Origin of the sequence: Escherichia sp. MOD1-EC6300, from assembly GCF_002965045.1 — a bacterium.
GTDB classification, from domain to species: domain Bacteria; phylum Pseudomonadota; class Gammaproteobacteria; order Enterobacterales; family Enterobacteriaceae; genus Escherichia; species Escherichia coli_F.
In genome coordinates this window covers 1-26,302 of the sequence record NZ_PTRH01000031.1, presented here as the reverse complement: position 1 = coordinate 26,302, position 26,302 = coordinate 1, and the positions used below count along the sequence as shown (strand labels likewise).

Sequence of the window (26,302 nt, the reverse complement as noted above, 5' to 3'; positions counted from 1 at the left end):
ATCCACCCGATCGCGATGGACGACGGTCTGCGTTTCGCAATCCGTGAAGGCGGCCGTACCGTTGGCGCGGGCGTTGTTGCTAAAGTTCTGGGCTAATTACACGTTAATTAGTTTCGAATTAAAAAGGGCGCTTCGGCGCCCTTTTTGCTGCCCGTAATTTGAGCTCGAAATATTTAGTCGTAATTTCACTCGCTGAACTATGGCGCAAATTAAACTGTGCTATTGTAATCATAACCATTCTCATTTACACTTTGCGCAGAATTTGAACGGGAGCAATCATGTACGTTTGTTTGTGTAATGGTGTAAGTGACAAAAAAATTCGCCAGGCAGTCCGTCAGTTTCATCCGCAATCTTTCCAACAATTGCGTAAGTTTATTCCTGTGGGAAATCAATGCGGTAAGTGCATTCGCGCCGCGCGCGAAGTGATGCAGGACGAGTTGATGCAGATGCCAGAATTTAAAGAGATTGCCTGAAGCCCACGCTTATTTTTTGACATCCCGCTAGCCCCATCTACGCTCTAATAGTGGAAGCGGAGGGACTATAAAATGAAAGGTGATGTTAAAATCATAAATTATCTCAATAAACTATTGGGAAATGAGCTTGTCGCAATCAATCAGTATTTTCTCCATGCCCGGATGTTTAAAAACTGGGGCCTGATGCGTCTCAATGACGTCGAATACCATGAATCTATTGATGAGATGAAACACGCTGATAAATATATCGAGCGTATTTTGTTTTTAGAAGGAATCCCTAACTTACAGGATTTAGGCAAACTGGGGATTGGTGAAGATGTCGAGGAGATGCTGCAATCCGACCTGCGATTAGAACTGGAAGGCGCGAAGGATCTCCGTGAGGCTATCGCGTATGCCGACAGCGTTCATGACTATGTTAGCCGTGATATGATGATCGAGATCCTTGCCGATGAAGAAGGTCATATTGACTGGCTCGAAACTGAGCTGGATCTCATCGGTAAAATCGGTTTACAAAATTACCTGCAATCACAAATAAAAGTTAAAGATTAACGGCCTGCCAGCAAACTATCCCAGCCTACAACGAAACCCGCAGCCGCCAGAAATGGCCCAAACGGCAGCGGGTTTTTTAATGACTCTTTTCCTCTCATGAGCAGACCAATAACTACGGCTCCGCAAGCGAATGAGGCAGCAAGGAAAACCAGTCGTGGCAAGAAGGTCCATGTATGCCAGGCACCAAGGGCGGCGAGAAACTTCACATCACCATAGCCTAATCCTTCTTTATGACGCAGTATGCGATACCCCCAGTAAATGACAGCGAATGTGCCGTAACCAATAATCGCCCCCCATAACGCATAGGCTAAACCGTCAGGATTACAAACCTGATAGAACAAAAGACCTGACCAGAGTAACGGGCACGTAAATCTGTCAGGTAACAAGCCATGCTTTGCATCCCAGAAAAAAAGTAGGGCTGATAAACAAGCGTACAAAATCAGAAAGGGAAGGGTAGCGTCCATAAAACATCCTCTGTAATTGGAGTATCACCATCGAATAACTCCGGATGCTCAGCAACGGAGAAATCGCTGATTTGTTAACCTGGTTCCGGTGAAAAACGCTATCTTCACAACCTTACAAATTTCGTGGAATACAGCTCGCAATCTGCGCGTTGCGATTAATTTCTACCCGATGCTTGCGTCTGGCTCAGATTTGCGTATAATGCGCGGGCTTGTCGTAGTTGACAGCAGGTTCAATCTGAACCTCAGTTAGCCGAATTTGGCTACCTAACAATGCTCCCAATCGGGGAGCTACGTAAGAACGGTTACACTCTCCCATCAATCGTAATGGGTCTGAGGAGTAATCATTTTCGTTTATAAAATAATTGGAGCTCTGGTCTCATGCAGAACCAAAGAATCCGTATCCGCCTGAAAGCGTTTGATCATCGTCTGATCGATCAAGCAACCGCGGAAATCGTCGAGACTGCCAAGCGCACTGGTGCGCAGGTCCGTGGTCCGATCCCGCTGCCGACACGCAAAGAGCGCTTCACTGTTCTGATCTCCCCGCACGTCAACAAAGACGCGCGCGATCAGTACGAAATCCGTACTCACTTGCGTCTGGTTGACATCGTTGAGCCAACCGAGAAAACCGTTGATGCTCTGATGCGTCTGGATCTGGCTGCCGGTGTAGACGTGCAGATCAGCCTGGGTTAATCAGGTCATTGAGCGATTGAGAGGTTGAAACAATGATTGGTTTAGTCGGTAAAAAAGTGGGTATGACCCGTATCTTCACAGAAGACGGCGTTTCTATCCCAGTAACCGTAATCGAAGTTGAAGCAAACCGCGTTACTCAGGTTAAAGACCTGGCTAACGATGGCTACCGTGCTATTCAGGTAACCACCGGTGCTAAAAAAGCTAACCGTGTGACCAAGCCTGAAGCTGGCCACTTCGCTAAAGCTGGCGTAGAAGCTGGCCGTGGTCTGTGGGAATTCCGCCTGGCTGAAGGCGAAGAGTTCACTGTAGGTCAGAGCATTAGCGTTGAACTGTTTGCTGACGTTAAAAAAGTTGACGTAACTGGCACCTCTAAAGGTAAAGGTTTCGCAGGTACCGTTAAGCGCTGGAACTTCCGTACCCAGGACGCTACTCACGGTAACTCCTTGTCTCACCGCGTTCCGGGTTCTATCGGTCAGAACCAGACTCCGGGCAAAGTGTTCAAAGGCAAGAAAATGGCAGGTCAGATGGGTAACGAACGTGTAACCGTTCAGAGCCTTGACGTAGTACGCGTTGACGCTGAGCGCAACCTGCTGCTGGTTAAAGGTGCTGTCCCGGGTGCAACCGGTAGCGACCTGATCGTTAAACCAGCTGTGAAGGCGTAAGGAGATAGCAATGGAATTAGTATTGAAAGACGCGCAGAGCGCGCTGACTGTTTCCGAAACTACCTTCGGTCGTGATTTCAACGAAGCGCTGGTTCACCAGGTTGTTGTTGCTTATGCAGCTGGTGCTCGTCAGGGTACTCGTGCTCAGAAGACTCGTGCTGAAGTAACTGGTTCCGGTAAAAAACCGTGGCGCCAGAAAGGCACCGGCCGTGCGCGTTCTGGTTCTATCAAGAGCCCGATCTGGCGTTCTGGTGGCGTGACCTTTGCTGCTCGTCCGCAGGACCACAGTCAAAAAGTTAACAAGAAGATGTACCGCGGCGCGCTGAAAAGCATCCTGTCCGAACTGGTACGTCAGGATCGTCTGATCGTTGTCGAGAAGTTCTCTGTAGAAGCGCCGAAAACTAAGCTGCTGGCACAGAAACTGAAAGACATGGCTCTGGAAGATGTGCTGATCATCACCGGTGAGCTGGACGAAAACCTGTTCCTGGCTGCGCGCAACCTGCACAAGGTTGACGTACGCGATGCAACTGGTATCGACCCGGTTAGCCTGATCGCCTTCGACAAAGTCGTAATGACTGCTGATGCTGTTAAGCAAGTTGAGGAGATGCTGGCATGATTCGTGAAGAACGTCTGCTGAAGGTGCTGCGTGCACCGCACGTTTCTGAAAAAGCGTCTACTGCGATGGAAAAATCCAACACCATCGTACTCAAAGTTGCTAAAGACGCGACCAAAGCAGAAATCAAAGCTGCTGTGCAGAAACTGTTTGAAGTCGAAGTCGAAGTCGTTAACACCCTGGTAGTTAAAGGGAAAGTTAAACGTCACGGACAGCGTATCGGTCGTCGTAGCGACTGGAAAAAAGCTTACGTCACCCTGAAAGAAGGCCAGAATCTGGACTTCGTTGGCGGCGCTGAGTAAGTCGGAGGAGTAATACAATGGCAGTTGTTAAATGTAAACCGACATCTCCGGGTCGTCGCCACGTTGTTAAAGTGGTTAACCCTGAGCTGCACAAGGGCAAACCTTTTGCTCCGTTGCTGGAAAAAAACAGCAAATCCGGTGGTCGTAACAACAATGGCCGTATCACCACTCGTCATATCGGTGGTGGCCACAAGCAGGCTTACCGTATTGTTGACTTCAAACGCAACAAAGACGGTATCCCGGCAGTTGTTGAACGTCTTGAGTACGATCCGAACCGTTCCGCGAACATCGCGCTGGTTCTGTACAAAGACGGTGAACGCCGTTACATCCTGGCCCCTAAAGGCCTGAAAGCTGGCGACCAGATTCAGTCTGGCGTTGATGCTGCAATCAAACCAGGTAACACCCTGCCGATGCGCAACATCCCGGTTGGTTCTACTGTTCATAACGTAGAAATGAAACTAGGTAAAGGCGGTCAGCTGGCACGTTCCGCTGGTACTTACGTTCAGATCGTTGCTCGTGATGGTGCTTATGTCACCCTGCGTCTGCGTTCTGGTGAAATGCGTAAAGTAGAAGCAGACTGCCGTGCAACTCTGGGCGAAGTTGGCAATGCTGAGCATATGCTGCGCGTTCTGGGTAAAGCAGGTGCTGCACGCTGGCGTGGTGTTCGTCCGACCGTTCGCGGTACCGCGATGAACCCGGTAGACCACCCACATGGTGGTGGTGAAGGTCGTAACTTTGGTAAGCACCCGGTAACTCCGTGGGGCGTTCAGACCAAAGGTAAGAAGACCCGCAGCAACAAGCGTACTGATAAATTCATCGTACGTCGCCGTAGCAAATAATTTTAGAGGATAAGCCATGCCACGTTCTCTCAAGAAAGGTCCTTTTATTGACCTGCACTTGCTGAAGAAGGTAGAGAAAGCGGTGGAAAGCGGAGACAAGAAGCCCCTGCGCACTTGGTCCCGTCGTTCAACGATCTTTCCTAACATGATCGGTTTGACCATCGCTGTCCATAATGGTCGTCAGCACGTTCCGGTATTTGTAACCGACGAAATGGTCGGTCACAAACTGGGTGAATTCGCACCGACTCGTACTTATCGCGGCCACGCTGCTGATAAAAAAGCGAAGAAGAAATAAGGTAGGAGGAAGAGATGGAAACTATCGCTAAACATCGCCATGCTCGTTCTTCTGCTCAGAAGGTTCGCCTTGTTGCTGACCTGATTCGCGGTAAGAAAGTGTCGCAGGCTCTGGATATTTTGACCTACACCAACAAGAAAGCGGCTGTACTGGTCAAGAAAGTTCTGGAATCTGCCATTGCTAACGCTGAACACAACGATGGCGCTGACATTGACGATCTGAAAGTTACGAAAATTTTCGTAGACGAAGGCCCGAGCATGAAGCGCATTATGCCGCGTGCAAAAGGTCGTGCAGATCGCATCCTGAAGCGCACCAGCCACATCACTGTGGTTGTGTCCGATCGCTGAGACTCTGGAGACTAGCAATGGGTCAGAAAGTACATCCTAATGGTATTCGCCTGGGTATTGTAAAACCATGGAACTCTACCTGGTTTGCGAACACCAAAGAATTCGCTGACAACCTGGACAGCGATTTTAAAGTACGTCAGTACCTGACTAAGGAACTGGCTAAAGCGTCCGTATCTCGTATCGTTATCGAGCGTCCGGCTAAGAGCATCCGTGTAACCATTCACACTGCTCGCCCGGGTATCGTTATCGGTAAAAAAGGTGAAGACGTAGAAAAACTGCGTAAGGTCGTAGCGGACATCGCTGGCGTTCCTGCACAGATCAACATCGCCGAAGTTCGTAAGCCTGAACTGGACGCAAAACTGGTTGCTGACAGCATCACTTCTCAGCTGGAACGTCGCGTTATGTTCCGTCGTGCTATGAAGCGTGCTGTACAGAACGCAATGCGTCTGGGCGCTAAAGGTATTAAAGTTGAAGTTAGCGGCCGTCTGGGCGGCGCGGAAATCGCACGTACCGAATGGTACCGCGAAGGTCGCGTACCGCTGCACACTCTGCGTGCTGACATCGACTACAACACCTCTGAAGCGCACACCACTTACGGTGTAATCGGCGTTAAAGTGTGGATCTTCAAAGGCGAGATCCTGGGTGGTATGGCTGCTGTTGAACAACCGGAAAAACCGGCTGCTCAGCCTAAAAAGCAGCAGCGTAAAGGCCGTAAATAAGGAGCGTCGCTGATGTTACAACCAAAGCGTACAAAATTCCGTAAAATGCACAAAGGCCGTAACCGCGGTCTGGCGCAGGGTACGGATGTTAGCTTCGGCAGCTTCGGTCTGAAAGCTGTTGGCCGTGGTCGTCTGACTGCACGTCAGATCGAAGCAGCACGTCGTGCTATGACCCGTGCAGTTAAGCGTCAAGGTAAGATCTGGATCCGTGTGTTCCCGGACAAACCGATCACTGAAAAGCCGCTGGCAGTGCGTATGGGTAAAGGTAAAGGTAACGTGGAGTATTGGGTTGCCTTGATTCAGCCGGGTAAAGTCCTGTATGAAATGGACGGTGTTCCGGAAGAGCTGGCCCGTGAAGCATTCAAGCTGGCAGCAGCGAAACTGCCGATTAAAACCACCTTTGTAACTAAGACGGTGATGTAATGAAAGCAAAAGAGCTGCGTGAGAAGAGCGTTGAAGAGCTGAACACCGAGCTGCTGAACCTGCTGCGTGAGCAGTTCAACCTGCGTATGCAGGCTGCAAGTGGCCAGCTGCAACAGTCTCACCTGTTGAAGCAAGTGCGTCGCGATGTCGCACGCGTTAAGACTTTACTGAACGAGAAGGCGGGTGCGTAATGACCGATAAAATCCGTACTCTGCAAGGTCGCGTTGTTAGCGACAAAATGGAGAAATCCATTGTTGTTGCTATCGAACGTTTTGTGAAACACCCGATCTACGGTAAATTCATCAAGCGTACGACCAAACTGCACGTACATGACGAGAACAACGAATGCGGTATCGGTGACGTGGTTGAAATCCGCGAATGCCGTCCGCTGTCCAAGACTAAATCCTGGACGCTGGTTCGCGTTGTAGAGAAAGCGGTTCTGTAATACAGTACACTCTCTCGATACGAATAAACGGCTCAGAAATGAGCCGTTTATTTTTTCTACCCATATCCTTGAAGCGGTGTTATAATGCCGCGCCCTCGATATGGGGATTTTTAACGACCTGATTTTCGGGTCTCAGTAGTAGTTGACATTAGCGGAGCACTAAAATGATCCAAGAACAGACTATGCTGAACGTCGCCGACAACTCCGGTGCACGTCGCGTAATGTGTATCAAGGTTCTGGGTGGCTCGCACCGTCGCTACGCAGGCGTAGGCGACATCATCAAGATCACCATCAAAGAAGCAATTCCGCGTGGTAAGGTCAAAAAAGGTGATGTGCTGAAGGCGGTAGTGGTGCGCACCAAGAAGGGTGTTCGTCGCCCGGACGGTTCTGTCATTCGCTTCGATGGTAATGCTTGTGTTCTTCTGAACAACAACAGCGAGCAGCCTATCGGTACGCGTATTTTTGGGCCGGTAACTCGTGAGCTTCGTAGTGAGAAGTTCATGAAAATTATCTCTCTGGCACCAGAAGTACTCTAAGGAGCGAATCATGGCAGCGAAAATCCGTCGTGATGACGAAGTTATCGTGTTAACCGGTAAAGATAAAGGTAAACGCGGTAAAGTTAAGAATGTCCTGTCTTCCGGCAAGGTCATTGTTGAAGGTATCAACCTGGTTAAGAAACATCAGAAGCCGGTTCCGGCCCTGAACCAACCGGGTGGCATCGTTGAAAAAGAAGCCGCTATTCAGGTTTCCAACGTAGCAATCTTCAATGCGGCAACCGGCAAGGCTGACCGTGTAGGCTTTAGATTCGAAGACGGTAAAAAAGTCCGTTTCTTCAAGTCTAACAGCGAAACTATCAAGTAATTTGGAGTAGTACGATGGCGAAACTGCATGATTACTACAAAGACGAAGTAGTTAAAAAACTCATGACTGAGTTTAACTACAATTCTGTCATGCAAGTCCCTCGGGTCGAGAAGATCACCCTGAACATGGGTGTTGGTGAAGCGATCGCTGACAAAAAACTGCTGGATAACGCAGCAGCAGACCTGGCAGCAATCTCCGGTCAAAAACCGCTGATCACCAAAGCACGCAAATCTGTTGCAGGCTTCAAAATCCGTCAGGGCTATCCGATCGGCTGTAAAGTAACTCTGCGTGGCGAACGCATGTGGGAGTTCTTTGAGCGCCTGATCACTATTGCTGTACCTCGTATCCGTGACTTCCGTGGCCTGTCCGCTAAGTCTTTCGACGGTCGTGGTAACTACAGCATGGGTGTCCGTGAGCAGATCATCTTCCCAGAAATCGACTACGATAAAGTCGACCGCGTTCGTGGTTTGGATATTACCATTACCACTACTGCGAAATCTGACGAAGAAGGCCGCGCTCTGCTGGCTGCCTTTGACTTCCCGTTCCGCAAGTAAGGTAGGGTTACTAAATGGCTAAGCAATCAATGAAAGCACGCGAAGTAAAACGCGTAGCTTTAGCTGATAAATACTTCGCGAAACGCGCTGAACTGAAAGCGATCATCTCTGATGTGAACGCTTCCGACGAAGATCGTTGGAACGCTGTTCTCAAGCTGCAGACTCTGCCGCGTGATTCCAGCCCGTCTCGTCAGCGTAACCGCTGCCGTCAAACAGGTCGTCCGCATGGTTTCCTGCGGAAGTTCGGGTTGAGCCGTATTAAGGTCCGTGAAGCCGCTATGCGCGGTGAAATCCCGGGTCTGAAAAAGGCTAGCTGGTAATTGTCACCAATTGAATCACGGGAGTAAAGACAGATGAGCATGCAAGATCCGATCGCGGATATGCTGACCCGTATCCGTAACGGTCAGGCCGCGAACAAAGCTGCGGTCACCATGCCTTCCTCCAAGCTGAAAGTGGCAATCGCCAACGTGCTGAAGGAAGAAGGTTTTATTGAAGATTTTAAAGTTGAAGGCGACACCAAGCCTGAACTGGAACTTACTCTGAAGTATTTCCAGGGCAAAGCTGTTGTAGAAAGCATTCAGCGTGTCAGCCGCCCAGGTCTGCGCATCTATAAACGTAAAGATGAGCTGCCGAAAGTTATGGCGGGTCTGGGTATCGCAGTTGTTTCTACCTCTAAAGGTGTTATGACTGATCGTGCAGCGCGCCAGGCTGGTCTTGGTGGCGAAATTATCTGCTACGTAGCCTAATCGGAGGAAAAAATGTCTCGTGTTGCTAAAGCACCGGTCGTTGTTCCTGCCGGCGTTGACGTAAAAATCAACGGTCAGGTTATTACGATCAAAGGTAAAAACGGCGAGCTGACTCGTACTCTCAACGATGCTGTTGAAGTTAAACATGCAGATAATACCCTGACCTTCGGTCCGCGTGATGGTTACGCAGACGGTTGGGCACAGGCTGGTACCGCGCGTGCCCTGCTGAACTCAATGGTTATCGGTGTTACCGAAGGCTTCACTAAGAAGCTGCAGCTGGTTGGTGTAGGTTACCGTGCAGCGGTTAAAGGCAATGTGATTAACCTGTCTCTGGGTTTCTCTCATCCTGTTGACCATCAGCTGCCTGCGGGTATCACTGCTGAATGTCCGACTCAGACTGAAATCGTGCTGAAAGGCGCTGATAAGCAGGTGATCGGCCAGGTTGCAGCGGATCTGCGCGCCTACCGTCGTCCTGAGCCTTACAAAGGCAAGGGTGTTCGTTACGCCGACGAAGTCGTGCGTACCAAAGAGGCTAAGAAGAAGTAAGGTAACACTATGGATAAGAAATCTGCTCGTATCCGTCGTGCGACCCGCGCACGCCGCAAGCTCCAGGAGCTGGGCGCAACTCGCCTGGTGGTACATCGTACCCCGCGTCACATTTACGCACAGGTAATTGCACCGAACGGTTCTGAAGTTCTGGTAGCTGCTTCTACTGTAGAAAAAGCTATCGCTGAACAACTGAAGTACACCGGTAACAAAGACGCGGCTGCAGCTGTGGGTAAAGCTGTCGCTGAACGCGCTCTGGAAAAAGGCATCAAAGATGTATCCTTTGACCGTTCCGGGTTCCAATATCATGGTCGTGTCCAGGCACTGGCAGATGCTGCCCGTGAAGCTGGCCTTCAGTTCTAAGGTAGAGGTGTAAGATGGCTCACATCGAAAAACAAGCTGGCGAACTGCAGGAAAAGCTGATCGCGGTAAACCGCGTATCTAAAACCGTTAAAGGTGGTCGTATTTTCTCCTTCACAGCTCTGACTGTAGTTGGCGATGGTAACGGTCGCGTTGGTTTTGGTTACGGTAAAGCGCGTGAAGTTCCAGCAGCGATCCAGAAAGCGATGGAAAAAGCCCGTCGCAATATGATTAACGTCGCGCTGAATAACGGCACTCTGCAACACCCTGTTAAAGGTGTTCATACGGGTTCTCGCGTATTCATGCAGCCGGCTTCCGAAGGTACCGGTATCATCGCCGGTGGTGCAATGCGCGCCGTTCTGGAAGTCGCTGGGGTTCATAACGTTCTGGCTAAAGCGTATGGTTCCACCAACCCGATTAACGTGGTTCGTGCAACTATCGATGGCCTGGAAAATATGAATTCTCCAGAAATGGTCGCTGCCAAGCGTGGTAAATCCGTTGAAGAAATTCTGGGGAAATAAACCATGGCAAAGACTATTAAAATTACTCAAACCCGCAGTGCAATCGGTCGTCTGCCGAAACACAAGGCAACGCTGCTTGGCCTGGGTCTGCGTCGTATTGGTCACACCGTAGAGCGCGAGGATACTCCTGCTATTCGCGGTATGATCAACGCGGTTTCCTTCATGGTTAAAGTTGAGGAGTAAGAGATGCGTTTAAATACTCTGTCTCCGGCCGAAGGCTCCAAAAAGGCGGGTAAACGCCTGGGTCGTGGTATCGGTTCTGGCCTCGGTAAAACCGGTGGTCGTGGTCACAAAGGTCAGAAGTCTCGTTCTGGCGGTGGCGTACGTCGCGGTTTCGAGGGTGGTCAGATGCCTCTGTACCGTCGTCTGCCGAAATTCGGCTTCACTTCTCGTAAAGCAGCGATTACAGCCGAAGTTCGTCTGTCTGACCTGGCTAAAGTAGAAGGCGGTGTTGTAGACCTGAACACGCTGAAAGCGGCTAACATTATCGGTATCCAGATCGAGTTCGCGAAAGTGATCCTGGCTGGCGAAGTAACTACTCCGGTAACTGTTCGTGGCCTGCGTGTTACTAAAGGCGCTCGTGCTGCTATCGAAGCTGCTGGCGGTAAAATCGAGGAATAAGTAGCAGATGGCTAAACAACCGGGATTAGATTTTCAAAGTGCCAAAGGTGGCTTAGGCGAGCTGAAACGCAGACTGCTGTTTGTTATCGGTGCGCTGATTGTGTTCCGTATTGGCTCTTTTATTCCGATCCCTGGTATTGATGCCGCTGTACTTGCCAAACTGCTTGAGCAACAGCGAGGCACCATCATTGAAATGTTTAACATGTTCTCTGGTGGTGCTCTCAGCCGTGCTTCTATCTTTGCTCTGGGGATCATGCCGTATATTTCGGCATCGATCATTATCCAGCTGCTGACGGTGGTTCACCCAACGTTGGCAGAAATTAAGAAAGAAGGGGAGTCTGGTCGTCGTAAGATCAGCCAGTACACCCGCTACGGTACTCTGGTGCTGGCAATATTCCAGTCGATCGGTATTGCTACCGGTCTGCCGAATATGCCTGGTATGCAAGGCCTGGTCATTAACCCGGGCTTTGCATTCTACTTCACCGCTGTTGTAAGTCTGGTCACAGGAACCATGTTCCTGATGTGGTTGGGCGAACAGATTACTGAACGAGGTATCGGCAACGGTATTTCAATCATTATCTTCGCCGGTATTGTCGCGGGACTCCCGCCAGCCATTGCCCATACTATCGAGCAAGCGCGTCAAGGCGACCTGCACTTCCTCGTGTTGCTGTTGGTTGCAGTATTAGTATTTGCAGTGACGTTCTTTGTTGTATTTGTTGAGCGTGGTCAACGCCGCATTGTGGTAAACTACGCGAAACGTCAGCAAGGTCGTCGTGTCTATGCTGCACAGAGCACACATTTACCGCTGAAAGTGAATATGGCGGGGGTAATCCCGGCAATCTTCGCTTCCAGTATTATTCTGTTCCCGGCGACCATCGCGTCATGGTTCGGGGGCGGTACTGGTTGGAACTGGCTGACAACAATTTCGCTGTATTTGCAGCCTGGGCAACCGCTTTATGTGTTACTCTATGCGTCTGCAATCATCTTCTTCTGTTTCTTCTACACGGCGTTGGTTTTCAACCCGCGTGAAACAGCAGATAACCTGAAGAAGTCCGGTGCATTTGTACCAGGAATTCGTCCGGGAGAGCAAACGGCGAAGTATATCGATAAAGTAATGACCCGCCTGACCCTGGTTGGTGCGCTGTACATTACCTTTATCTGCCTGATCCCGGAGTTCATGCGTGATGCAATGAAAGTACCGTTCTACTTCGGTGGGACCTCACTGCTTATCGTTGTTGTCGTGATTATGGACTTTATGGCTCAAGTGCAAACTCTGATGATGTCCAGTCAGTATGAGTCTGCATTGAAGAAGGCGAACCTGAAAGGCTACGGCCGATAATTGGTCGCCCGAGAAGTTACGGAGAGTAAAAATGAAAGTTCGTGCTTCCGTCAAGAAATTATGCCGTAACTGCAAAATCGTTAAGCGTGATGGTGTCATCCGTGTGATTTGCAGTGCCGAGCCGAAGCATAAACAGCGCCAAGGCTGATTTTTTCGCATATTTTTCTTGCAAAGTTGGGTTGAGCTGGCTAGATTAGCCAGCCAATCTTTTGTATGTCTGTGCGTTTCCATTTGAGTATCCTGAAAACGGGCTTTTCAGCATGGAACGTACATATTAAATAGTAGGAGTGCATAGTGGCCCGTATAGCAGGCATTAACATTCCTGATCATAAGCATGCCGTAATCGCATTAACTTCGATTTATGGCGTCGGCAAGACCCGTTCTAAAGCCATCCTGGCTGCAGCGGGTATCGCTGAAGATGTTAAGATCAGTGAGCTGTCTGAAGGACAAATCGACACGCTGCGTGACGAAGTTGCCAAATTTGTCGTTGAAGGTGATCTGCGCCGTGAAATCAGCATGAGCATCAAGCGCCTGATGGATCTTGGTTGCTATCGCGGTTTGCGTCATCGTCGTGGTCTCCCGGTTCGCGGTCAGCGTACCAAGACCAACGCACGTACCCGTAAGGGTCCGCGCAAACCGATCAAGAAATAATCGGGGTGATTGAATAATGGCAAAGGCACCAATTCGTGCACGTAAACGTGTAAGAAAACAAGTCTCTGACGGCGTGGCTCATATCCATGCTTCTTTCAACAACACCATCGTGACTATCACTGATCGTCAGGGTAACGCGTTGGGTTGGGCAACAGCCGGTGGTTCCGGTTTCCGTGGTTCTCGCAAATCCACTCCGTTTGCAGCTCAGGTTGCAGCAGAGCGTTGCGCTGACGCCGTGAAAGAATACGGCATCAAGAATCTGGAAGTTATGGTTAAAGGTCCGGGTCCAGGCCGCGAATCTACTATTCGTGCTCTGAACGCCGCAGGTTTCCGCATCACTAACATTACTGATGTGACTCCGATCCCTCATAACGGTTGTCGTCCGCCGAAAAAACGTCGCGTATAACGCCTCGTTTTCCAGGTTTGTTGGAGAAAGAAAATGGCAAGATATTTGGGTCCTAAGCTCAAGCTGAGCCGTCGTGAGGGCACCGACTTATTCCTTAAGTCTGGCGTTCGCGCGATCGATACCAAGTGTAAAATTGAACAAGCTCCTGGCCAGCACGGTGCGCGTAAACCGCGTCTGTCTGACTATGGTGTGCAGTTGCGTGAAAAGCAAAAAGTTCGCCGTATCTATGGTGTGCTGGAGCGTCAGTTCCGTAACTACTACAAAGAAGCAGCACGTCTGAAAGGCAACACCGGTGAAAACCTGTTGGCTCTGCTGGAAGGTCGTCTGGACAACGTTGTATACCGTATGGGCTTCGGTGCCACTCGTGCAGAAGCACGTCAGCTGGTTAGCCATAAAGCAATTATGGTAAACGGTCGTGTTGTTAACATCGCTTCTTATCAGGTTAGTCCGAATGACGTTGTAAGCATTCGTGAGAAAGCGAAGAAGCAGTCTCGCGTGAAAGCCGCTCTGGAGCTGGCTGAGCAGCGTGAAAAGCCAACCTGGCTGGAAGTTGATGCTGGCAAGATGGAAGGTACGTTTAAGCGTAAGCCGGAGCGTTCTGATCTGTCTGCGGACATTAACGAACACCTGATCGTCGAGCTTTACTCCAAGTAAAGCTTAGTACCAAAGAGAGGACACAATGCAGGGTTCTGTGACAGAGTTTCTAAAACCGCGCCTGGTTGATATCGAGCAAGTGAGTTCGACGCACGCCAAGGTGACCCTTGAGCCTTTAGAGCGTGGCTTTGGCCATACTCTGGGTAACGCACTGCGCCGTATTCTGCTCTCATCGATGCCGGGTTGCGCGGTGACCGAGGTTGAGATTGATGGTGTACTACATGAGTACAGCACCAAAGAAGGCGTTCAGGAAGATATCCTGGAAATCCTGCTCAACCTGAAAGGGCTGGCGGTGAGAGTTCAGGGCAAAGATGAAGTTATTCTTACCTTGAATAAATCTGGCATTGGCCCTGTGACTGCAGCCGATATCACCCACGACGGTGATGTCGAAATCGTCAAGCCGCAGCACGTGATCTGCCACCTGACCGATGAGAACGCGTCTATTAGCATGCGTATCAAAGTTCAGCGCGGTCGTGGTTATGTGCCGGCTTCTACCCGAATTCATTCGGAAGAAGATGAGCGCCCAATCGGCCGTCTGCTGGTCGACGCATGCTACAGCCCTGTGGAGCGTATTGCCTACAATGTTGAAGCAGCGCGTGTAGAACAGCGTACCGACCTGGACAAGCTGGTCATCGAAATGGAAACCAACGGCACAATCGATCCTGAAGAGGCGATTCGTCGTGCGGCAACCATTCTGGCTGAACAACTGGAAGCTTTCGTTGACTTACGTGATGTACGTCAGCCTGAAGTGAAAGAAGAGAAACCAGAGTTCGATCCGATCCTGCTGCGCCCTGTTGACGATCTGGAATTGACTGTCCGCTCTGCTAACTGCCTTAAAGCAGAAGCTATCCACTATATCGGTGATCTGGTACAGCGTACCGAGGTTGAGCTCCTTAAAACGCCTAACCTTGGTAAAAAATCTCTTACTGAGATTAAAGACGTGCTGGCTTCCCGTGGACTGTCTCTGGGCATGCGCCTGGAAAACTGGCCACCGGCAAGCATCGCTGACGAGTAACCGGATCACAGGTTAAGGTTTTACTGAGAAGGATAAGGTCATGCGCCATCGTAAGAGTGGTCGTCAACTGAACCGCAACAGCAGCCATCGCCAGGCTATGTTCCGCAATATGGCAGGTTCACTGGTTCGTCATGAAATCATCAAGACGACTCTGCCTAAAGCGAAAGAGCTGCGCCGCGTAGTTGAGCCGCTGATTACTCTTGCCAAGACTGATAGCGTTGCTAATCGTCGTCTGGCATTCGCCCGTACTCGTGATAACGAGATCGTGGCAAAACTGTTTAACGAACTGGGCCCGCGTTTCGCGAGCCGTGCCGGTGGTTACACTCGTATTCTGAAGTGTGGCTTCCGTGCAGGCGACAACGCGCCGATGGCTTACATCGAGCTGGTTGATCGTTCAGAGAAAGCAGAAGCTGCTGCAGAGTAATCTGAAGCAACGTAAAAAAACCCGCCCCGGCGGGTTTTTTTATACCCGTAGTATCCCCACTTATCTACAATAGCTGTACTCTTTTTGTTCATCCCCTGGAGTATTTATGTGGTTACTTGACCAGTGGGCAGAGCGCCATATAGCAGAAGCGCAAGCGAAAGGTGAGTTTGATAACCTACCTGGTAGCGGCGAACCATTAATCCTGGATGATGATTCCCACGTGCCACCAGAATTACGTGCGGGGTATCGCTTGCTGAAGAATGCCGGTTGCTTACCGCCAGAACTTGAGCAACGGAGGGAAGCAATACAGCTTCTGGATATCCTCAAAGGTATCCGTCATGATGATCCGCAATATCAAGAGGTTAGTCGTCGATTGTCATTACTGGAATTGAAGCTGCGACAAGCTGGATTGAGTACCGATTTTTTACGCGGCGATTATGCTGACAAGTTGTTGGACAAAATCAACGATAACTAGTGGAGTATGTATGTATCGCATTGGTGAGCTGGCAAAAATGGCGGAAGTAACACCCGACACGATTCGTTATTACGAAAAGCAGCAGATGATGGAGCATGAAGTACGCACCGAAGGTGGGTTTCGCCTGTATACTGAAAGCGATCTCCAGCGATTGAAATTTATCCGCCATGCCAGACAACTTGGTTTCAGTCTGGAGTCGATCCGCGAGTTGCTGTCGATCCGTATCGATCCTGAACACCATACCTGTCAGGAGTCAAAAGGCATTGTGCAGGAAAGATTGCAGGAAGTCGAAGCACGGATAGCCGAGTTGCAGAGTATGCAGCGTTCCCTCCAACGCCTTAACGATGCCTGTTGTGGGACCGCCCATAGCAGTGTTTATTGCTCGATTCTTGAAGCTCTTGAACAAGGGGCGAGTGGCGTTAAGAGTGGCTGTTGATTTTTTACACTGGCAGGATTACACTCGCGCCGTTAAATAACCAATTGGAGTTTTTATGAGCCGATATCAGCATACTAAAGGGCAGATAAAGGATAATGCGATAGAAGCATTACTACATGATCCTTTATTCCGACAGCGTGTAGAGAAAAATAAGAAGGGGAAAGGTAGTTACATGCGAAAAGGAAAACATGGCAATCGGGGAAACTGGGAGGCCAGTGGCAAGAAAGTAAATCACTTTTTTACCACTGGCCTTCTGCTTTCAGGGGCTTTTTAAGAGCGGTTATTCTGCTCTTTCAGCAAATCACGGATCTCGGTCAGTAATACTTCTTCTTTAGTTGGTGCAGGTGCAGCTGCTGGTTCTTCTTTTTTCCGATTCAGTTTATTGATTAGCTTAATCGCCATAAAGATGGCAAAGGCCACAATCAGAAAATCAAAGACGTTTTGAATGAAGACACCGTAATGCATAACGACTGCTGGGATATCCCCTTGCGCATCGCGTAGCGTGACAGCAAACTGTTTAAAGTCGATCCCACCAATTAATAAACCCAGCGGCGGCATGATGATATCGGCAACCAGTGAAGAGACAATCTTACCGAAGGCCGCACCGATAATGACACCCACTGCCAAATCCACCACATTTCCGCGCATTGCAAATTCGCGAAATTCTTTAATAATGCTCATGTTATTCTCCCTATAAAGCCGACAATCATAAGTCTAACAAATGTTAAGCTATTTTCCTGCCGGGAATGAATTTAATTAATCCTTGAAAAGAAAAGGGAAATAATAAGGCGCCAGAAGACGCCTTATTAATTACAAGAAGAAAGGACTTGGCTGGAAGAGACGTTCGACGTCGGTAATAAACTTTTTGTCCGTCAGGAACATAATTACATGATCGCCTTGCTCAATACGCAGATTGTCATTGGCAATCATCACATCATTGCCGCGTACTACAGCACCAATAATCGTTCCTGGTGGTAGCTTGATTTCATCAATGACTCTGCCCACAACGCGTGAGGTGCTTTCATCACCGTGAGCAACAGCTTCAATAGCTTCTGCAACACCGCGGCGCAATGAGGAAACACCAACAATATCGGCTTTTCGCACGTGACTAAGCAACGCAGAAATAGTTGCTTGTTGTGGTGAAATCGCAATATCGATCACGCTCCCCTGAACCAGATCCACATAAGCGCGACGCTGGATCAATACCATCACCTTTTTCGCACCCATACGTTTGGCAAGCATGGCGGACATGATATTGGCTTCGTCATCGTTGGTGACGGCAATAAACAGATCAACTTGATCGATATGTTCTTCGGCTAGCAGTTCTTGATCCGACGCATCACCAAAAAAGACGATCGTATTCTGCAACTTTTCCGCCAGTTCGGCAGCGCGCTGCTGATTACGTTCGATGAGTTTAACGCTGTAATCTTTTTCCAGACGACGCGCCAGCCCTGCACCGATATTACCGCCGCCAACCAGCATGATCCGCTTATACGGTTTTTCCAGACGTTGCAATTCACTCATCACCGCGCGGATATGCTGTGAAGCGGCAATAAAGAACACTTCATCACCAGCTTCAACAATGGTCGAACCTTGCGGACGAATAGGGCGATCGTGGCGGAAAATGGCTGCCACACGAGTATCGATATGCGGCATATGTTCGCGCATGGTCGAAAGTGCATTACCAATCAGTGGGCCGCCATAATAGGCTTTAACCACAGCCAGGCTGACTTTACCCTCAGCGAAGTTCACCACCTGCAGCGCGCCGGGATACTCAATCAGTCGGTAAATATTATCGATAACCAGCTGCTCTGGTGCGATCAGATGATCAATCGGTACAGCATCTGAATGAAATAGCTTATCGGCATCGCGCACGTAGTCTGGTGAGCGGATACGAGCGATGCGATTAGGGGTGTTGAAAAGTGAGTAGGCTACCTGGCAGGCAACCATATTGGTTTCATCTGAACTGGTTACAGCAACCAGCATATCGGCGTCGTCGGCACCTGCCTCCCGCAATACGCGTGGATGAGAGCCATGCCCCTGCACGACTCGCAGGTCAAATTTATCCTGCAAGGTCCGCAGACGCTCACCGTTGGTATCGACAACAGTAATATCGTTGTTCTCGCCAACCAGGTTTTCCGCCAGTGTGCCGCCAACCTGGCCGGCACCCAGAATGATAATTTTCATCAGTCGCGACCCGTTATCTCATCACTTTTTGATTAGCTTAGCGTAAAAGAAGCCGTCGCCCTCTTCGGCACCAGGCAGATTTTGCTTACCTGGTTGTTCTGGTGTTCCGGTTTCGCAAAGCATTGCATCTTCTGTGCGTTGCAGAAAGGCTTTAATTTGTTGGCTATTCTCTTCCGGTAACACTGAACAGGTGGCATAGACCAGGGTTCCACCGGATTTTAAATGCGGCCAGATGGCGTCGAGAATTTCAGACTGCAACTGCGCGAGTTCAGGGATATCGCGATCGCGGCGTAACCATTTAATATCCGGATGGCGACGAATCACACCGGTTGCTGAACAAGGCGCATCTAATAAAATGCGATCAAACTGTTGCTCGCCACACCATTGGGAAGGGTAGCGGCCATCACCTTGTTTCACGGTCGCCTTCATACCAAGGCGTTTTAAATTGTCGTAAACGCGAGAGAGGCGCTGTTCGTCAATATCAACCGCAACAACCTGCGCTTCTGGTGCCACCTCAAGGATATGCGTTGTTTTACCGCCGGGGGCAGCGCAAAGATCCAGAATGTGTTCACCGTTTTGTGGCGCAAGCCAGGCCATGCAACCTTGTGCTGATGCATCCTGAACGGTAACCCATCCTTCTTCAAAACCTGGTAGCACATGAACAGGTGCAGGTGTTTCCAGCCGTACAGCATCAGGGTAATCCGCATGCGGGAAACCTTTCATTCCTGCTTCATCCAGCAATGCAAGCCAGCTGTCGCGGGAATGATGCGTACGATTAACGCGCAGCCACATTGGCGGACGCTGGTTATTGGCTTCAATGATGGATTGCCATTGCTCTGGATACGCTTTTTGCAGACGCTTCAGCAACCAGGAAGGATGCAGATAACGTGCATCACTGGCATTAAACTCGGCTAATAACTCTTCTTGCTGACGCTGGAACTGGCGTAATACGCCGTTAATCAACCCTTTAAGTTGCGGACGCTTAATTGCGACAGCACCTTCAACCGTTTCAGCCAGCGCAGCATGAGGTGGAATGCGGGTATAAAGCAGTTGATACAAACCAACCATAATCAGGTAATGCACAGTGCGCTGTTTGCCGGTCATCGGACGGGCCATTAACTTATTAATCAGCCAGTCTAACTGTGAAAGCGTACGCAGTACGCCAAAGCACAATTCTTGAAGAAGTGCTTTGTCTTTATCGGAAACTTTTTGCTGGAGCGGTGGCAGAATGTTGCTTAATGATTGCCCTTGCTCGACGACTTGTTCAACGGCCTGTGCCGCCATGCTACGTAAATTACGTTGTTTTTTCATAAGTATAAAAATGCCCGGCAAGACCGGGCTTAGAAGAGTGGACTATCAGACCAGACGGTTGCCCGGAACAAACCATTCCCGACGAGAATTCAGGAGGTCTTGCGCGCTCATTGCTTTCTTACCCGCAGGTTGTAACGAGAGCAGGTTCAGGATGCCATCACCCGTCGCAACCTGAATGCCTTGTTTGTTGGCTTCAAGGATCGTTCCTGGGGCAGCGTTGGTTGCCGTATTAATGACCGATGCTTTCCAGACTTTAACCGGCTGTCCTTCAATTTCCAGCCAGCTCATCGGCCACGGATTAAAAGCGCGAATGCAGCGTTCAAGCTGCGCTGCCGAAAGCGACCAGTCAATACGCGCTTCTTCTTTACTCAACTTTTCGGCGTAAGTGACAAGAGTTTCGTCCTGAACTTCTGGTTTCGCCGTGCCGTCTGCCAGTTGTTTCAATGTGGTGATAAGCCCTTGTGGGCCAAGCTCTGCCAGCTTGTCGTACAGCGTACCACTGGTATCTTCTGCAGTAATCGGGCAGGAGAGCTTATAGAGCATGTCACCGGTGTCTAAACCAACATCCATTTGCATAATGGTCACACCAGTTTCTGCATCACCCGCCCATAGTGAGCGTTGGATTGGTGCAGCACCGCGCCAGCGTGGCAGCAGTGAACCATGAACGTTGATACAGCCAAGACGCGGCATCTCCAGCACAGCTTTCGGCAGAATTAAACCATAGGCGACGACGACCATAACATCAGCCTGCAGGTCGGCGACCAGTTGCTGGTTTTCTTGTGGACGCAGGGAAACAGGTTGAAAAACGGGCAGACCTTTTTCCTCAGCCAGAACTTTAACCGGGCTGGGCATCAGTTTTTTACCGCGTCCTGCCGGTCGGTCTGGCTGGGTGAACACGCCAACGACGTTATGACCAGAAGACAACAGCGCGTCGAGATGACGCGCTGCAAAGTCAGGTGTACCCGCAAAAATAATACGTAGTGATTCTGACACGTTAATTCTTATCCTTAAGCCCGGGCTTTCAGACGATCCAGTTTTTCAACTTTCTGACGAATACGTTGTTGTTTCAGCGGTGACAGATAATCCATAAACAGTTTGCCGACCAGGTGATCCATCTCATGCTGAATACAGATGGCTAACAGACCGTCTGCTTCCAGTTCAAATGGTTTACCGTCGCGGTCCAGGGCGCGAATTTTAACTTTCTCTGCGCGTGGCACTAAAGCACGTTGTTCAGGGATCGACAGGCAACCTTCTTCAATGCCTGTTTCGCCGCTTTTTTCTAAAAGCTCCGGATTGATTAACACCAGCCGTTCGTCACGGTTTTCCGAAACATCAATAACAATGATACGTTGATGGATATCAACCTGGGTTGCCGCCAGGCCAATACCTTCTTCTGCGTACATCGTCTCGAACATATCATCGACGATACGCTGAATTTCTGCATTCACTTCTTCTACCGGTTTAGCAACTTTGCGAAGCCGCTCGTCCGGAATATGTAACACTTGCAAAACTGACATAAATCTCCAGAGATGTGTTCAGGAGTTAGAAAGATTATTTCTTCTATTCTAGACAAATCCCCCTCTGATTGACAGCATCACTGACCAATCGCAAAGATTGCTAAGACTGCTTATGGCAGGGAGATAAGGATGGTCGATACAGAAATTTGGCTGCGTTTAATGAGCGTCAGCAGCTTGTACGGCGATGATATGGTCCGTATAGCTCACTGGCTGGCAAAACAGTCGCATATTGATGCGGTTGTATTGCAGCAAACAGGGCTTACATTGCGGCAGGCACAACGCTTTCTTTCATTTCCGCCAAAGAGTATTGAGAGCTCACTTTGTTGGTTGAATCAACCAAACCATCATTTAATCTCAGCGGATAGTGAATTTTATCCTTCCCAACTTCTGGCGACAGCAGATTACCCCGGTGCGCTGTTTGTTGCTGGAGAACTACGCGCATTGCATTCATTTCAGCTTGCTGTAGTGGGGAGTCGGGCGCATTCATGGTATGGCGAACGCTGGGGACGATTATTTTGCGAAACTCTGGCGACGCGTGGAGTGACAATTACGAGTGGACTGGCGCGAGGAATCGATGGTGTGGCGCATAAAGCGGCCTTGCAGGTGAATGGCGTCAGCATTGCTGTATTGGGGAATGGACTTAATACCATTCATCCCCGCCGCCATGCCCGGCTGGCTACCAGTCTGCTTGAACATGGCGGAGCTCTCGTCTCGGAATTTCCCCTCGATGTTCCACCTCTTGCTTACAATTTCCCGCGAAGAAATCGCATTATCAGTGGTCTAAGTAAAGGTGTACTTGTGGTGGAAGCTGCTTTGCGCAGTGGTTCGCTGGTGACAGCGCGTTGTGCGCTTGAACAGGGGCGAGAAGTTTTTGCCTTGCCAGGTCCAATAGGGAATCCGGGAAGCGAAGGGCCTCACTGGTTAATAAAACAAGGTGCGATTCTTGTGACGGAACCGGAAGAAATTCTGGAAAACTTGCAATTTGGATTGCACTGGTTGCCAGACGCGCCTGAAAATTCATTTTATTCACCAGATCAGGAAGACGTGGCATTGCCATTTCCTGAGCTCCTGGCTAACGTAGGAGATGAGGTAACACCTGTTGACGTCGTCGCTGAACGTGCCGGCCAACCTGTGCCAGAGGTAGTTACTCAACTACTCGAACTGGAGTTAGCAGGATGGATCGCAGCTGTACCCGGCGGCTATGTCCGATTGAGGAGGGCATGCCATGTTCGACGTACTAATGTATTTGTTTGAAACCTATATTCACACAGAAGCTGAGTTGCGTGTGGATCAAGACAAACTTGAACAGGATCTTACCGACGCAGGATTTGATCGAGAAGATATCTACAATGCCCTGCTTTGGCTGGAAAAGCTTGCGGATTATCAGGAAGGACTGGCAGAACCGATGCAACTGGCCTCTGATCCACTCTCCATGCGTATTTATACCCCTGAAGAGTGTGAAAGACTGGATGCCAGCTGTCGTGGTTTTCTGCTTTTCCTTGAGCAAATTCAGGTGCTTAACCTTGAAACCCGTGAAATGGTGATAGAGCGAGTGCTCGCGCTGGATACCGCTGAGTTCGACCTGGAAGACCTGAAATGGGTAATCCTGATGGTGTTGTTCAATATTCCGGGCTGCGAAAATGCGTACCAGCAAATGGAAGAATTACTCTTTGAAGTGAATGAAGGTATGCTGCATTAATCATTTCTTTAATTCAGCATAAGTTGTTATGGCGAAATCAGCACTGTTCACGGTGCGTAATAATGAGTCCTGCCCAAAGTGCGGGGCTGAACTGGTTATTCGATCCGGGAAACACGGTCCGTTTCTTGGATGCTCACAGTATCCGGCGTGTGACTACGTCCGTCCTCTGAAATCTTCAGCGGATGGACATATCGTCAAAGTTCTGGAGGGGCAGATTTGCCCTGCATGCGGCGCAAATCTGGTCTTACGCCAGGGGCGCTTTGGTATGTTTGTTGGTTGCAGTAACTATCCTGAATGCGATCATACCGAACTTATCGATAAACCGGACGAAACAGCAATTACCTGTCCTCAATGTCGGACGGGCCATCTGGTCCAGCGCCGCTCCCGTTATGGCAAAACATTTCATTCCTGTGATCGCTACCCGGAGTGTCAATTTGCCATTAACTTCAAACCTATAGCCGGAGAATGCCCTGAGTGTCATTATCCGCTACTCATCGAAAAGAAAACCGCGCAGGGTGTAAAACACTTTTGTGCCAGTAAACAATGTGGAAAGCCGGTTTCGGCGGAATAATAACGTGAATAATAACCTGCAAGGAGACGCTATCGCAGCTGCGATAGATGTCCTCAATGAAGAACGTGTCATCGCCTATCCCACGGAAGCCGTTTTCGGTGTCGGGTGCGATCCTGATAGCGAAACAGCAGTGATGAGACTGTTGGAACTAAAACAGCGTCCGGTTGATAAGGGGCTGATTTTAATCGCGGCAAATTACGAGCAGCTTAAACCCTATATTGATGACTGCATGCTGACTGACGCGCAGCGTGAAACCATTTTTTCTCGCTGGCCAGGTCCCGTCACCTTTGTCTTTCCCACGCCTGCGACAACACCGCGCTGGTTGACGGGCCGCTTTGATTCGCTTGCTGTACGAGTCACTGACCATCCGTTGGTGGTTGCTTTGTGCCAGGCTTATGGTAAACCGCTGGTTTCTACCAGTGCCAACTTGAGTGGATTGCCGCCTTGTCGAACAGTAGACGAAGTTCGCGCACAATTTGGCGCAGCGTTCCCGGTTGTGCCTGGTGAAACGGGAGGGCGTTTAAATCCTTCAGAAATCCGCGATGCCCTGACGGGTGAACTGTTTCGACAGGGGTAACATAATGGAAAACTATGCTGTTTTTGGTAATCCAATAGCCCACAGCAAATCGCCATTCATTCATCAGCAATTTGCTCAGCAATTGAATATTGAACATCCCTATGGGCGCGTGCTGGCACCTATCAATGATTTCATTAACACACTGAACGCTTTCTTTAGTGCTGGTGGTAAAGGAGCGAATGTGACGGTGCCTTTTAAAGAAGAGGCCTTTGCCAGAGCTGATGAACTTACTGAACGGGCAGCGTTGGCTGGTGCTGTTAATACCCTCAAGCGGTTAGAAGATGGACGCCTGCTGGGTGACAATACCGATGGCGTAGGCTTGTTAAGCGATCTGGAACGTCTGTCTTTTATCCGCCCTGGTTTACGTATTCTACTCATCGGCGCTGGTGGGGCGTCTCGTGGTGTATTACTTCCACTCCTTTCTCTGGACTGCGCGGTGACAATCACTAATCGGACGGTATCCCGCGCGGAAGAGTTGGCTAAATTGTTTGCGCACACGGGCAGTATTCAGGCGTTGGGTATGGACGAACTGGAGGGGCATGAGTTCGAGCTCATTATTAATGCAACATCCAGTGGCATCAGTGGTGATATTCCCGCGATCCCGGCATCGCTCATTCATTCAGGCATGTGTTGCTATGACATGTTCTATCAGAAAGGAAAAACACCTTTTCTGGCATGGTGTGAGCTGCGAGGTTCAAAGCGTAATGCGGATGGATTGGGGATGCTGGTGGCACAGGCGGCTCATGCCTTTCTTCTCTGGCACGGTGTTCTGCCTGACATAGAACCAGTTATAAAGCAATTGCAGGAGGAGTTGTCCGCGTGAATCAGGCCATCCAGTTTCCGGACAGGGAAGAGTGGAACGAGAGTAAAAAATGCGTTTGTTTTCCCGCTCTTGTAAATGGTATGCAGCTCACTTGCGCTATTACTGGAGAGAGTCTGGCGAACCGCTTTGCAGGAGATACGCCAGAACAGTGGTTAGCGAGTTTTCGTCAGCATCGCTGGGACCTGGAAGAAGAAGCAGAAAGCTTGATTCAGGATCAAAGCGAAGATGATCAAGGTTGGGTTTGGTTACCCTGATCCAGATACTCGTCCTTCCATTTCACGTAGTTATTCGCGGAATAGCGTAACCCGGCCTTCTCTTCATCACTTAACGGGCGGATCTGTTTGACGGGGCTACCGAGATACAGATATCCGCTCTCCAGCCGTTTATTTTGTGGGACCAGGCTACCCGCACCAATCATCACATCATCTTCTACTATTGCACCATCAAGTAAAATTGATGCCATCCCAACCAACACTCGATTGCCAATGGTACAGCCGTGGAGCATCACCTTATGACCAACAGTGACATCTTCGCCAATGGTTAATGGGTTGCCATCTGGGTTGTATGAGGACTTATGGGTGACATGCAACATACTGCCATCCTGGATATTGGTGCGTGCTCCAATCTGTACATAATGTACATCACCACGAATCACAACGAGTGGCCAGATCCCCACATCATCAGCCAAACGAACGTCACCGATCACTACACTACTATCGTCGATCATTACGCGCTGACCGATTTGTGGAAAAAGATCGCGGTATGGGCGTAAAACATCAGACATACTTACCTCAACAATAAATGATTTACTAATGACTTTGGGTGCATTATTGGCCTTGTGCAAGTCTTTTAGTATGCAAAAAAGCACCGTTTTGTGTGCGAATGCAGCAAAAAGGGTGAAAAAACAACAAACAGAAAAAAAGATCAAAAAAGTACTTGTGCAAAAAATTGGGATCCCTATAATGCGCCTCCGTTGAGACGACAACGTGAAACACTTCACAAGATGGTCGTAACAACAAAGAGAAAAAATCCTGAAATTCAGGGTTGACTCTGAAAGAGGAAAGCGTAATATACGCCACCTCGCGACAGTGAGCTGAAAGCCGCGTCGCAACTGCTCTTTAACAATTTATCAGACAATCTGTGTGGGCACTCGAAGATACGGATTCTTAACGTCGCAAGACGAAAAA

At 49.6% G+C, this 26,302-nt stretch carries 47 protein-coding genes; 40 read left to right on the top strand and 7 right to left on the bottom strand.

What is annotated here, in order from left to right; all coding sequences use genetic code 11:
- From BGE37_RS24420 to bfr, 3 genes are all read left to right on the top strand, one after another.
- The coding region (locus BGE37_RS24420) for an EF-Tu C-terminal domain-related protein (RefSeq protein WP_072082015.1) at window positions 1-96 on the top strand (96 nt) is incomplete at its 5' end.
- 182 nt (window positions 97-278) lie between these two features.
- Window positions 279-473, top strand: a complete 195-nt coding sequence (gene bfd / locus BGE37_RS24405) for a bacterioferritin-associated ferredoxin (RefSeq protein WP_000289090.1) — start codon at window positions 279-281, stop codon at window positions 471-473.
- Between the two features lie 72 nt (window positions 474-545).
- Entirely contained in the window at window positions 546-1,022 is a 477-nt protein-coding gene (bfr, locus tag BGE37_RS24400; RefSeq protein ID WP_000675515.1) for a bacterioferritin, read from the top strand.
- On the opposite strand, the gene BGE37_RS24395 is transcribed toward bfr, so the two are convergent.
- Entirely contained in the window at window positions 1,019-1,486 is a 468-nt protein-coding gene (locus BGE37_RS24395) for a prepilin peptidase (protein ID WP_105277844.1), read from the bottom strand. The two genes, bfr and BGE37_RS24395, sit on opposite strands and share 4 nt — an antisense overlap.
- Window positions 1,487-1,864: 378 nt before the next feature.
- On the opposite strand from BGE37_RS24395, the gene rpsJ reads away from it, so the two are divergent.
- The 31 genes from rpsJ to arfA all read left to right on the top strand — a co-directional run bounded on the left by rpsJ (window position 1,865) and on the right by arfA (window position 16,704).
- A complete protein-coding gene (gene rpsJ, locus BGE37_RS24385; protein ID WP_001181004.1) occupies window positions 1,865-2,176 on the top strand; it encodes a 30S ribosomal protein S10 in 312 nt (103 codons plus the stop codon).
- Between the two features lie 32 nt (window positions 2,177-2,208).
- Window positions 2,209-2,838, top strand: a complete 630-nt coding sequence (gene rplC / locus BGE37_RS24380) for a 50S ribosomal protein L3 (RefSeq protein ID WP_000579833.1) — start codon at window positions 2,209-2,211, stop codon at window positions 2,836-2,838.
- A gap of 10 nt (window positions 2,839-2,848) precedes the next feature.
- Window positions 2,849-3,454, top strand: a complete 606-nt coding sequence (gene rplD, locus BGE37_RS24375; protein WP_000424395.1) for a 50S ribosomal protein L4 — start codon at window positions 2,849-2,851, stop codon at window positions 3,452-3,454.
- Window positions 3,451-3,753 carry a 50S ribosomal protein L23 gene (gene rplW / locus BGE37_RS24370; protein ID WP_000617544.1) on the top strand — a complete coding sequence of 101 codons (303 nt, stop codon included), beginning with the start codon at window positions 3,451-3,453 and terminating at the stop codon, window positions 3,751-3,753. Before rplD ends, rplW begins: the two co-directional genes overlap by 4 nt.
- Before the next feature lie 17 nt (window positions 3,754-3,770).
- Entirely contained in the window at window positions 3,771-4,592 is an 822-nt protein-coding gene (rplB, locus tag BGE37_RS24365; RefSeq protein ID WP_105288533.1) for a 50S ribosomal protein L2, read from the top strand.
- A gap of 16 nt (window positions 4,593-4,608) precedes the next feature.
- Entirely contained in the window at window positions 4,609-4,887 is a 279-nt protein-coding gene (gene rpsS, locus BGE37_RS24360; protein WP_001138117.1) for a 30S ribosomal protein S19, read from the top strand.
- A 14-nt stretch (window positions 4,888-4,901) separates the two neighbouring features.
- The gene (gene rplV / locus BGE37_RS24355; RefSeq protein ID WP_000447529.1) at window positions 4,902-5,234 is read left to right on the top strand and encodes a 50S ribosomal protein L22; all 333 of its coding nucleotides are present in this window, start codon (window positions 4,902-4,904) and stop codon (window positions 5,232-5,234) included.
- A 17-nt stretch (window positions 5,235-5,251) separates the two neighbouring features.
- Window positions 5,252-5,953 (top strand): 30S ribosomal protein S3, encoded by a 702-nt coding sequence (gene rpsC / locus BGE37_RS24350; RefSeq protein WP_000529945.1) that lies wholly within the window; start codon window positions 5,252-5,254, stop codon window positions 5,951-5,953.
- Between the two features lie 12 nt (window positions 5,954-5,965).
- The gene (gene rplP, locus BGE37_RS24345; protein WP_000941212.1) at window positions 5,966-6,376 is read left to right on the top strand and encodes a 50S ribosomal protein L16; all 411 of its coding nucleotides are present in this window, start codon (window positions 5,966-5,968) and stop codon (window positions 6,374-6,376) included.
- Window positions 6,376-6,567 (top strand): 50S ribosomal protein L29, encoded by a 192-nt coding sequence (gene rpmC, locus BGE37_RS24340; RefSeq protein WP_000644741.1) that lies wholly within the window; start codon window positions 6,376-6,378, stop codon window positions 6,565-6,567. The genes rplP and rpmC overlap by 1 nt, the downstream gene beginning before the upstream one ends.
- Window positions 6,567-6,821, top strand: coding sequence for a 30S ribosomal protein S17 (gene rpsQ / locus BGE37_RS24335; RefSeq protein ID WP_000130100.1), 255 nt, complete (start codon window positions 6,567-6,569; stop codon window positions 6,819-6,821). The genes rpmC and rpsQ overlap by 1 nt, the downstream gene beginning before the upstream one ends.
- Before the next feature lie 164 nt (window positions 6,822-6,985).
- Window positions 6,986-7,357 (top strand): 50S ribosomal protein L14, encoded by a 372-nt coding sequence (gene rplN / locus BGE37_RS24330; protein WP_000613955.1) that lies wholly within the window; start codon window positions 6,986-6,988, stop codon window positions 7,355-7,357.
- Between the two features lie 10 nt (window positions 7,358-7,367).
- Window positions 7,368-7,682 carry a 50S ribosomal protein L24 gene (gene rplX / locus BGE37_RS24325; protein WP_000729185.1) on the top strand — a complete coding sequence of 105 codons (315 nt, stop codon included), beginning with the start codon at window positions 7,368-7,370 and terminating at the stop codon, window positions 7,680-7,682.
- A 14-nt stretch (window positions 7,683-7,696) separates the two neighbouring features.
- Window positions 7,697-8,236, top strand: a complete 540-nt coding sequence (gene rplE, locus BGE37_RS24320; protein ID WP_001096200.1) for a 50S ribosomal protein L5 — start codon at window positions 7,697-7,699, stop codon at window positions 8,234-8,236.
- Window positions 8,237-8,250: 14 nt separating this feature from the next.
- A complete protein-coding gene (rpsN, locus tag BGE37_RS24315; protein WP_001118930.1) occupies window positions 8,251-8,556 on the top strand; it encodes a 30S ribosomal protein S14 in 306 nt (101 codons plus the stop codon).
- Window positions 8,557-8,589: 33 nt separating this feature from the next.
- Window positions 8,590-8,982, top strand: coding sequence for a 30S ribosomal protein S8 (rpsH, locus tag BGE37_RS24310; RefSeq protein WP_000062611.1), 393 nt, complete (start codon window positions 8,590-8,592; stop codon window positions 8,980-8,982).
- 12 nt (window positions 8,983-8,994) lie between these two features.
- On the top strand, window positions 8,995-9,528 hold the full coding sequence (gene rplF / locus BGE37_RS24305) for a 50S ribosomal protein L6 (RefSeq protein WP_000091945.1): 534 nt from the start codon (window positions 8,995-8,997) through the stop codon (window positions 9,526-9,528).
- Between the two features lie 9 nt (window positions 9,529-9,537).
- Entirely contained in the window at window positions 9,538-9,891 is a 354-nt protein-coding gene (gene rplR, locus BGE37_RS24300; protein WP_000358960.1) for a 50S ribosomal protein L18, read from the top strand.
- A 14-nt stretch (window positions 9,892-9,905) separates the two neighbouring features.
- The gene (gene rpsE, locus BGE37_RS24295) at window positions 9,906-10,409 is read left to right on the top strand and encodes a 30S ribosomal protein S5 (protein ID WP_000940121.1); all 504 of its coding nucleotides are present in this window, start codon (window positions 9,906-9,908) and stop codon (window positions 10,407-10,409) included.
- 3 nt (window positions 10,410-10,412) lie between these two features.
- The gene (rpmD, locus tag BGE37_RS24290) at window positions 10,413-10,592 is read left to right on the top strand and encodes a 50S ribosomal protein L30 (RefSeq protein WP_001140433.1); all 180 of its coding nucleotides are present in this window, start codon (window positions 10,413-10,415) and stop codon (window positions 10,590-10,592) included.
- 3 nt (window positions 10,593-10,595) lie between these two features.
- On the top strand, window positions 10,596-11,030 hold the full coding sequence (gene rplO, locus BGE37_RS24285) for a 50S ribosomal protein L15 (protein ID WP_001238917.1): 435 nt from the start codon (window positions 10,596-10,598) through the stop codon (window positions 11,028-11,030).
- A 7-nt stretch (window positions 11,031-11,037) separates the two neighbouring features.
- Complete coding sequence (secY, locus tag BGE37_RS24280; protein ID WP_001118861.1) at window positions 11,038-12,369, top strand: preprotein translocase subunit SecY; 1,332 nt, start codon at window positions 11,038-11,040, stop codon at window positions 12,367-12,369.
- Between the two features lie 31 nt (window positions 12,370-12,400).
- Window positions 12,401-12,517, top strand: coding sequence for a 50S ribosomal protein L36 (gene rpmJ, locus BGE37_RS24275; RefSeq protein ID WP_000868187.1), 117 nt, complete (start codon window positions 12,401-12,403; stop codon window positions 12,515-12,517).
- Between the two features lie 146 nt (window positions 12,518-12,663).
- Window positions 12,664-13,020, top strand: a complete 357-nt coding sequence (rpsM, locus tag BGE37_RS24270; protein ID WP_000090775.1) for a 30S ribosomal protein S13 — start codon at window positions 12,664-12,666, stop codon at window positions 13,018-13,020.
- Between the two features lie 16 nt (window positions 13,021-13,036).
- On the top strand, window positions 13,037-13,426 hold the full coding sequence (rpsK, locus tag BGE37_RS24265) for a 30S ribosomal protein S11 (RefSeq protein ID WP_001029684.1): 390 nt from the start codon (window positions 13,037-13,039) through the stop codon (window positions 13,424-13,426).
- A 33-nt stretch (window positions 13,427-13,459) separates the two neighbouring features.
- Window positions 13,460-14,080 (top strand): 30S ribosomal protein S4, encoded by a 621-nt coding sequence (rpsD, locus tag BGE37_RS24260; protein WP_000135224.1) that lies wholly within the window; start codon window positions 13,460-13,462, stop codon window positions 14,078-14,080.
- Between the two features lie 25 nt (window positions 14,081-14,105).
- The gene (locus BGE37_RS24255) at window positions 14,106-15,095 is read left to right on the top strand and encodes a DNA-directed RNA polymerase subunit alpha (RefSeq protein WP_001162094.1); all 990 of its coding nucleotides are present in this window, start codon (window positions 14,106-14,108) and stop codon (window positions 15,093-15,095) included.
- Window positions 15,096-15,135: 40 nt separating this feature from the next.
- Window positions 15,136-15,519 (top strand): 50S ribosomal protein L17, encoded by a 384-nt coding sequence (gene rplQ, locus BGE37_RS24250; RefSeq protein WP_001216368.1) that lies wholly within the window; start codon window positions 15,136-15,138, stop codon window positions 15,517-15,519.
- A 106-nt stretch (window positions 15,520-15,625) separates the two neighbouring features.
- The gene (locus BGE37_RS24245; protein ID WP_088542416.1) at window positions 15,626-15,994 is read left to right on the top strand and encodes a DnaJ family domain-containing protein; all 369 of its coding nucleotides are present in this window, start codon (window positions 15,626-15,628) and stop codon (window positions 15,992-15,994) included.
- A gap of 10 nt (window positions 15,995-16,004) precedes the next feature.
- On the top strand, window positions 16,005-16,430 hold the full coding sequence (gene zntR, locus BGE37_RS24240; RefSeq protein WP_000285607.1) for a Zn(2+)-responsive transcriptional regulator: 426 nt from the start codon (window positions 16,005-16,007) through the stop codon (window positions 16,428-16,430).
- A gap of 55 nt (window positions 16,431-16,485) precedes the next feature.
- A complete protein-coding gene (gene arfA / locus BGE37_RS24235; RefSeq protein WP_000092697.1) occupies window positions 16,486-16,704 on the top strand; it encodes an alternative ribosome-rescue factor ArfA in 219 nt (72 codons plus the stop codon).
- On the opposite strand, the gene mscL is transcribed toward arfA, so the two are convergent.
- From mscL to def, 5 genes are all read right to left on the bottom strand, one after another.
- Window positions 16,701-17,111, bottom strand: a complete 411-nt coding sequence (gene mscL, locus BGE37_RS24230) for a large-conductance mechanosensitive channel protein MscL (protein ID WP_000022442.1) — start codon at window positions 17,109-17,111, stop codon at window positions 16,701-16,703. The genes arfA and mscL overlap by 4 nt on opposite strands.
- 129 nt (window positions 17,112-17,240) lie before the next feature.
- The gene (gene trkA, locus BGE37_RS24225; protein WP_000691382.1) at window positions 17,241-18,617 is read right to left on the bottom strand and encodes a Trk system potassium transporter TrkA; all 1,377 of its coding nucleotides are present in this window, start codon (window positions 18,615-18,617) and stop codon (window positions 17,241-17,243) included.
- Window positions 18,618-18,638: 21 nt separating this feature from the next.
- Window positions 18,639-19,928 (bottom strand): 16S rRNA (cytosine(967)-C(5))-methyltransferase RsmB, encoded by a 1,290-nt coding sequence (rsmB, locus tag BGE37_RS24220; protein WP_103254004.1) that lies wholly within the window; start codon window positions 19,926-19,928, stop codon window positions 18,639-18,641.
- Window positions 19,929-19,973: 45 nt separating this feature from the next.
- A complete protein-coding gene (fmt, locus tag BGE37_RS24215) occupies window positions 19,974-20,921 on the bottom strand; it encodes a methionyl-tRNA formyltransferase (protein ID WP_105288532.1) in 948 nt (315 codons plus the stop codon).
- Window positions 20,922-20,935: 14 nt separating this feature from the next.
- On the bottom strand, window positions 20,936-21,445 hold the full coding sequence (def, locus tag BGE37_RS24210) for a peptide deformylase (protein WP_000114984.1): 510 nt from the start codon (window positions 21,443-21,445) through the stop codon (window positions 20,936-20,938).
- 129 nt (window positions 21,446-21,574) lie between these two features.
- Here def and dprA point away from each other — a divergent pair, with 129 nt between their 5' ends.
- The 6 genes from dprA to BGE37_RS24180 are packed head-to-tail and all read left to right on the top strand — an operon-like array spanning window position 21,575 to window position 25,369.
- Complete coding sequence (gene dprA / locus BGE37_RS24205) at window positions 21,575-22,699, top strand: DNA-protecting protein DprA (protein WP_000228564.1); 1,125 nt, start codon at window positions 21,575-21,577, stop codon at window positions 22,697-22,699.
- Window positions 22,671-23,144: a DUF494 family protein Smg gene (gene smg / locus BGE37_RS24200; protein WP_000460672.1), complete on the top strand. Its 474-nt coding sequence runs from the start codon at window positions 22,671-22,673 to the stop codon at window positions 23,142-23,144. Before dprA ends, smg begins: the two co-directional genes overlap by 29 nt.
- Before the next feature lie 28 nt (window positions 23,145-23,172).
- Window positions 23,173-23,715 carry a DNA topoisomerase family protein gene (locus tag BGE37_RS24195; RefSeq protein ID WP_032185250.1) on the top strand — a complete coding sequence of 181 codons (543 nt, stop codon included), beginning with the start codon at window positions 23,173-23,175 and terminating at the stop codon, window positions 23,713-23,715.
- A gap of 4 nt (window positions 23,716-23,719) precedes the next feature.
- Entirely contained in the window at window positions 23,720-24,292 is a 573-nt protein-coding gene (tsaC, locus tag BGE37_RS24190; RefSeq protein ID WP_032185248.1) for an L-threonylcarbamoyladenylate synthase type 1 TsaC, read from the top strand.
- Window positions 24,293-24,296: 4 nt separating this feature from the next.
- Entirely contained in the window at window positions 24,297-25,115 is an 819-nt protein-coding gene (gene aroE / locus BGE37_RS24185) for a shikimate dehydrogenase (protein ID WP_032185247.1), read from the top strand.
- Window positions 25,112-25,369, top strand: coding sequence for a DUF1488 domain-containing protein (locus tag BGE37_RS24180; protein ID WP_001070585.1), 258 nt, complete (start codon window positions 25,112-25,114; stop codon window positions 25,367-25,369). Before aroE ends, BGE37_RS24180 begins: the two co-directional genes overlap by 4 nt.
- Here BGE37_RS24180 and BGE37_RS24175 read toward each other — a convergent pair.
- The gene (locus BGE37_RS24175) at window positions 25,345-25,899 is read right to left on the bottom strand and encodes a gamma carbonic anhydrase family protein (RefSeq protein WP_001286209.1); all 555 of its coding nucleotides are present in this window, start codon (window positions 25,897-25,899) and stop codon (window positions 25,345-25,347) included. The genes BGE37_RS24180 and BGE37_RS24175 overlap by 25 nt on opposite strands.
- Window positions 25,900-26,302 lie beyond the last annotated feature (403 nt).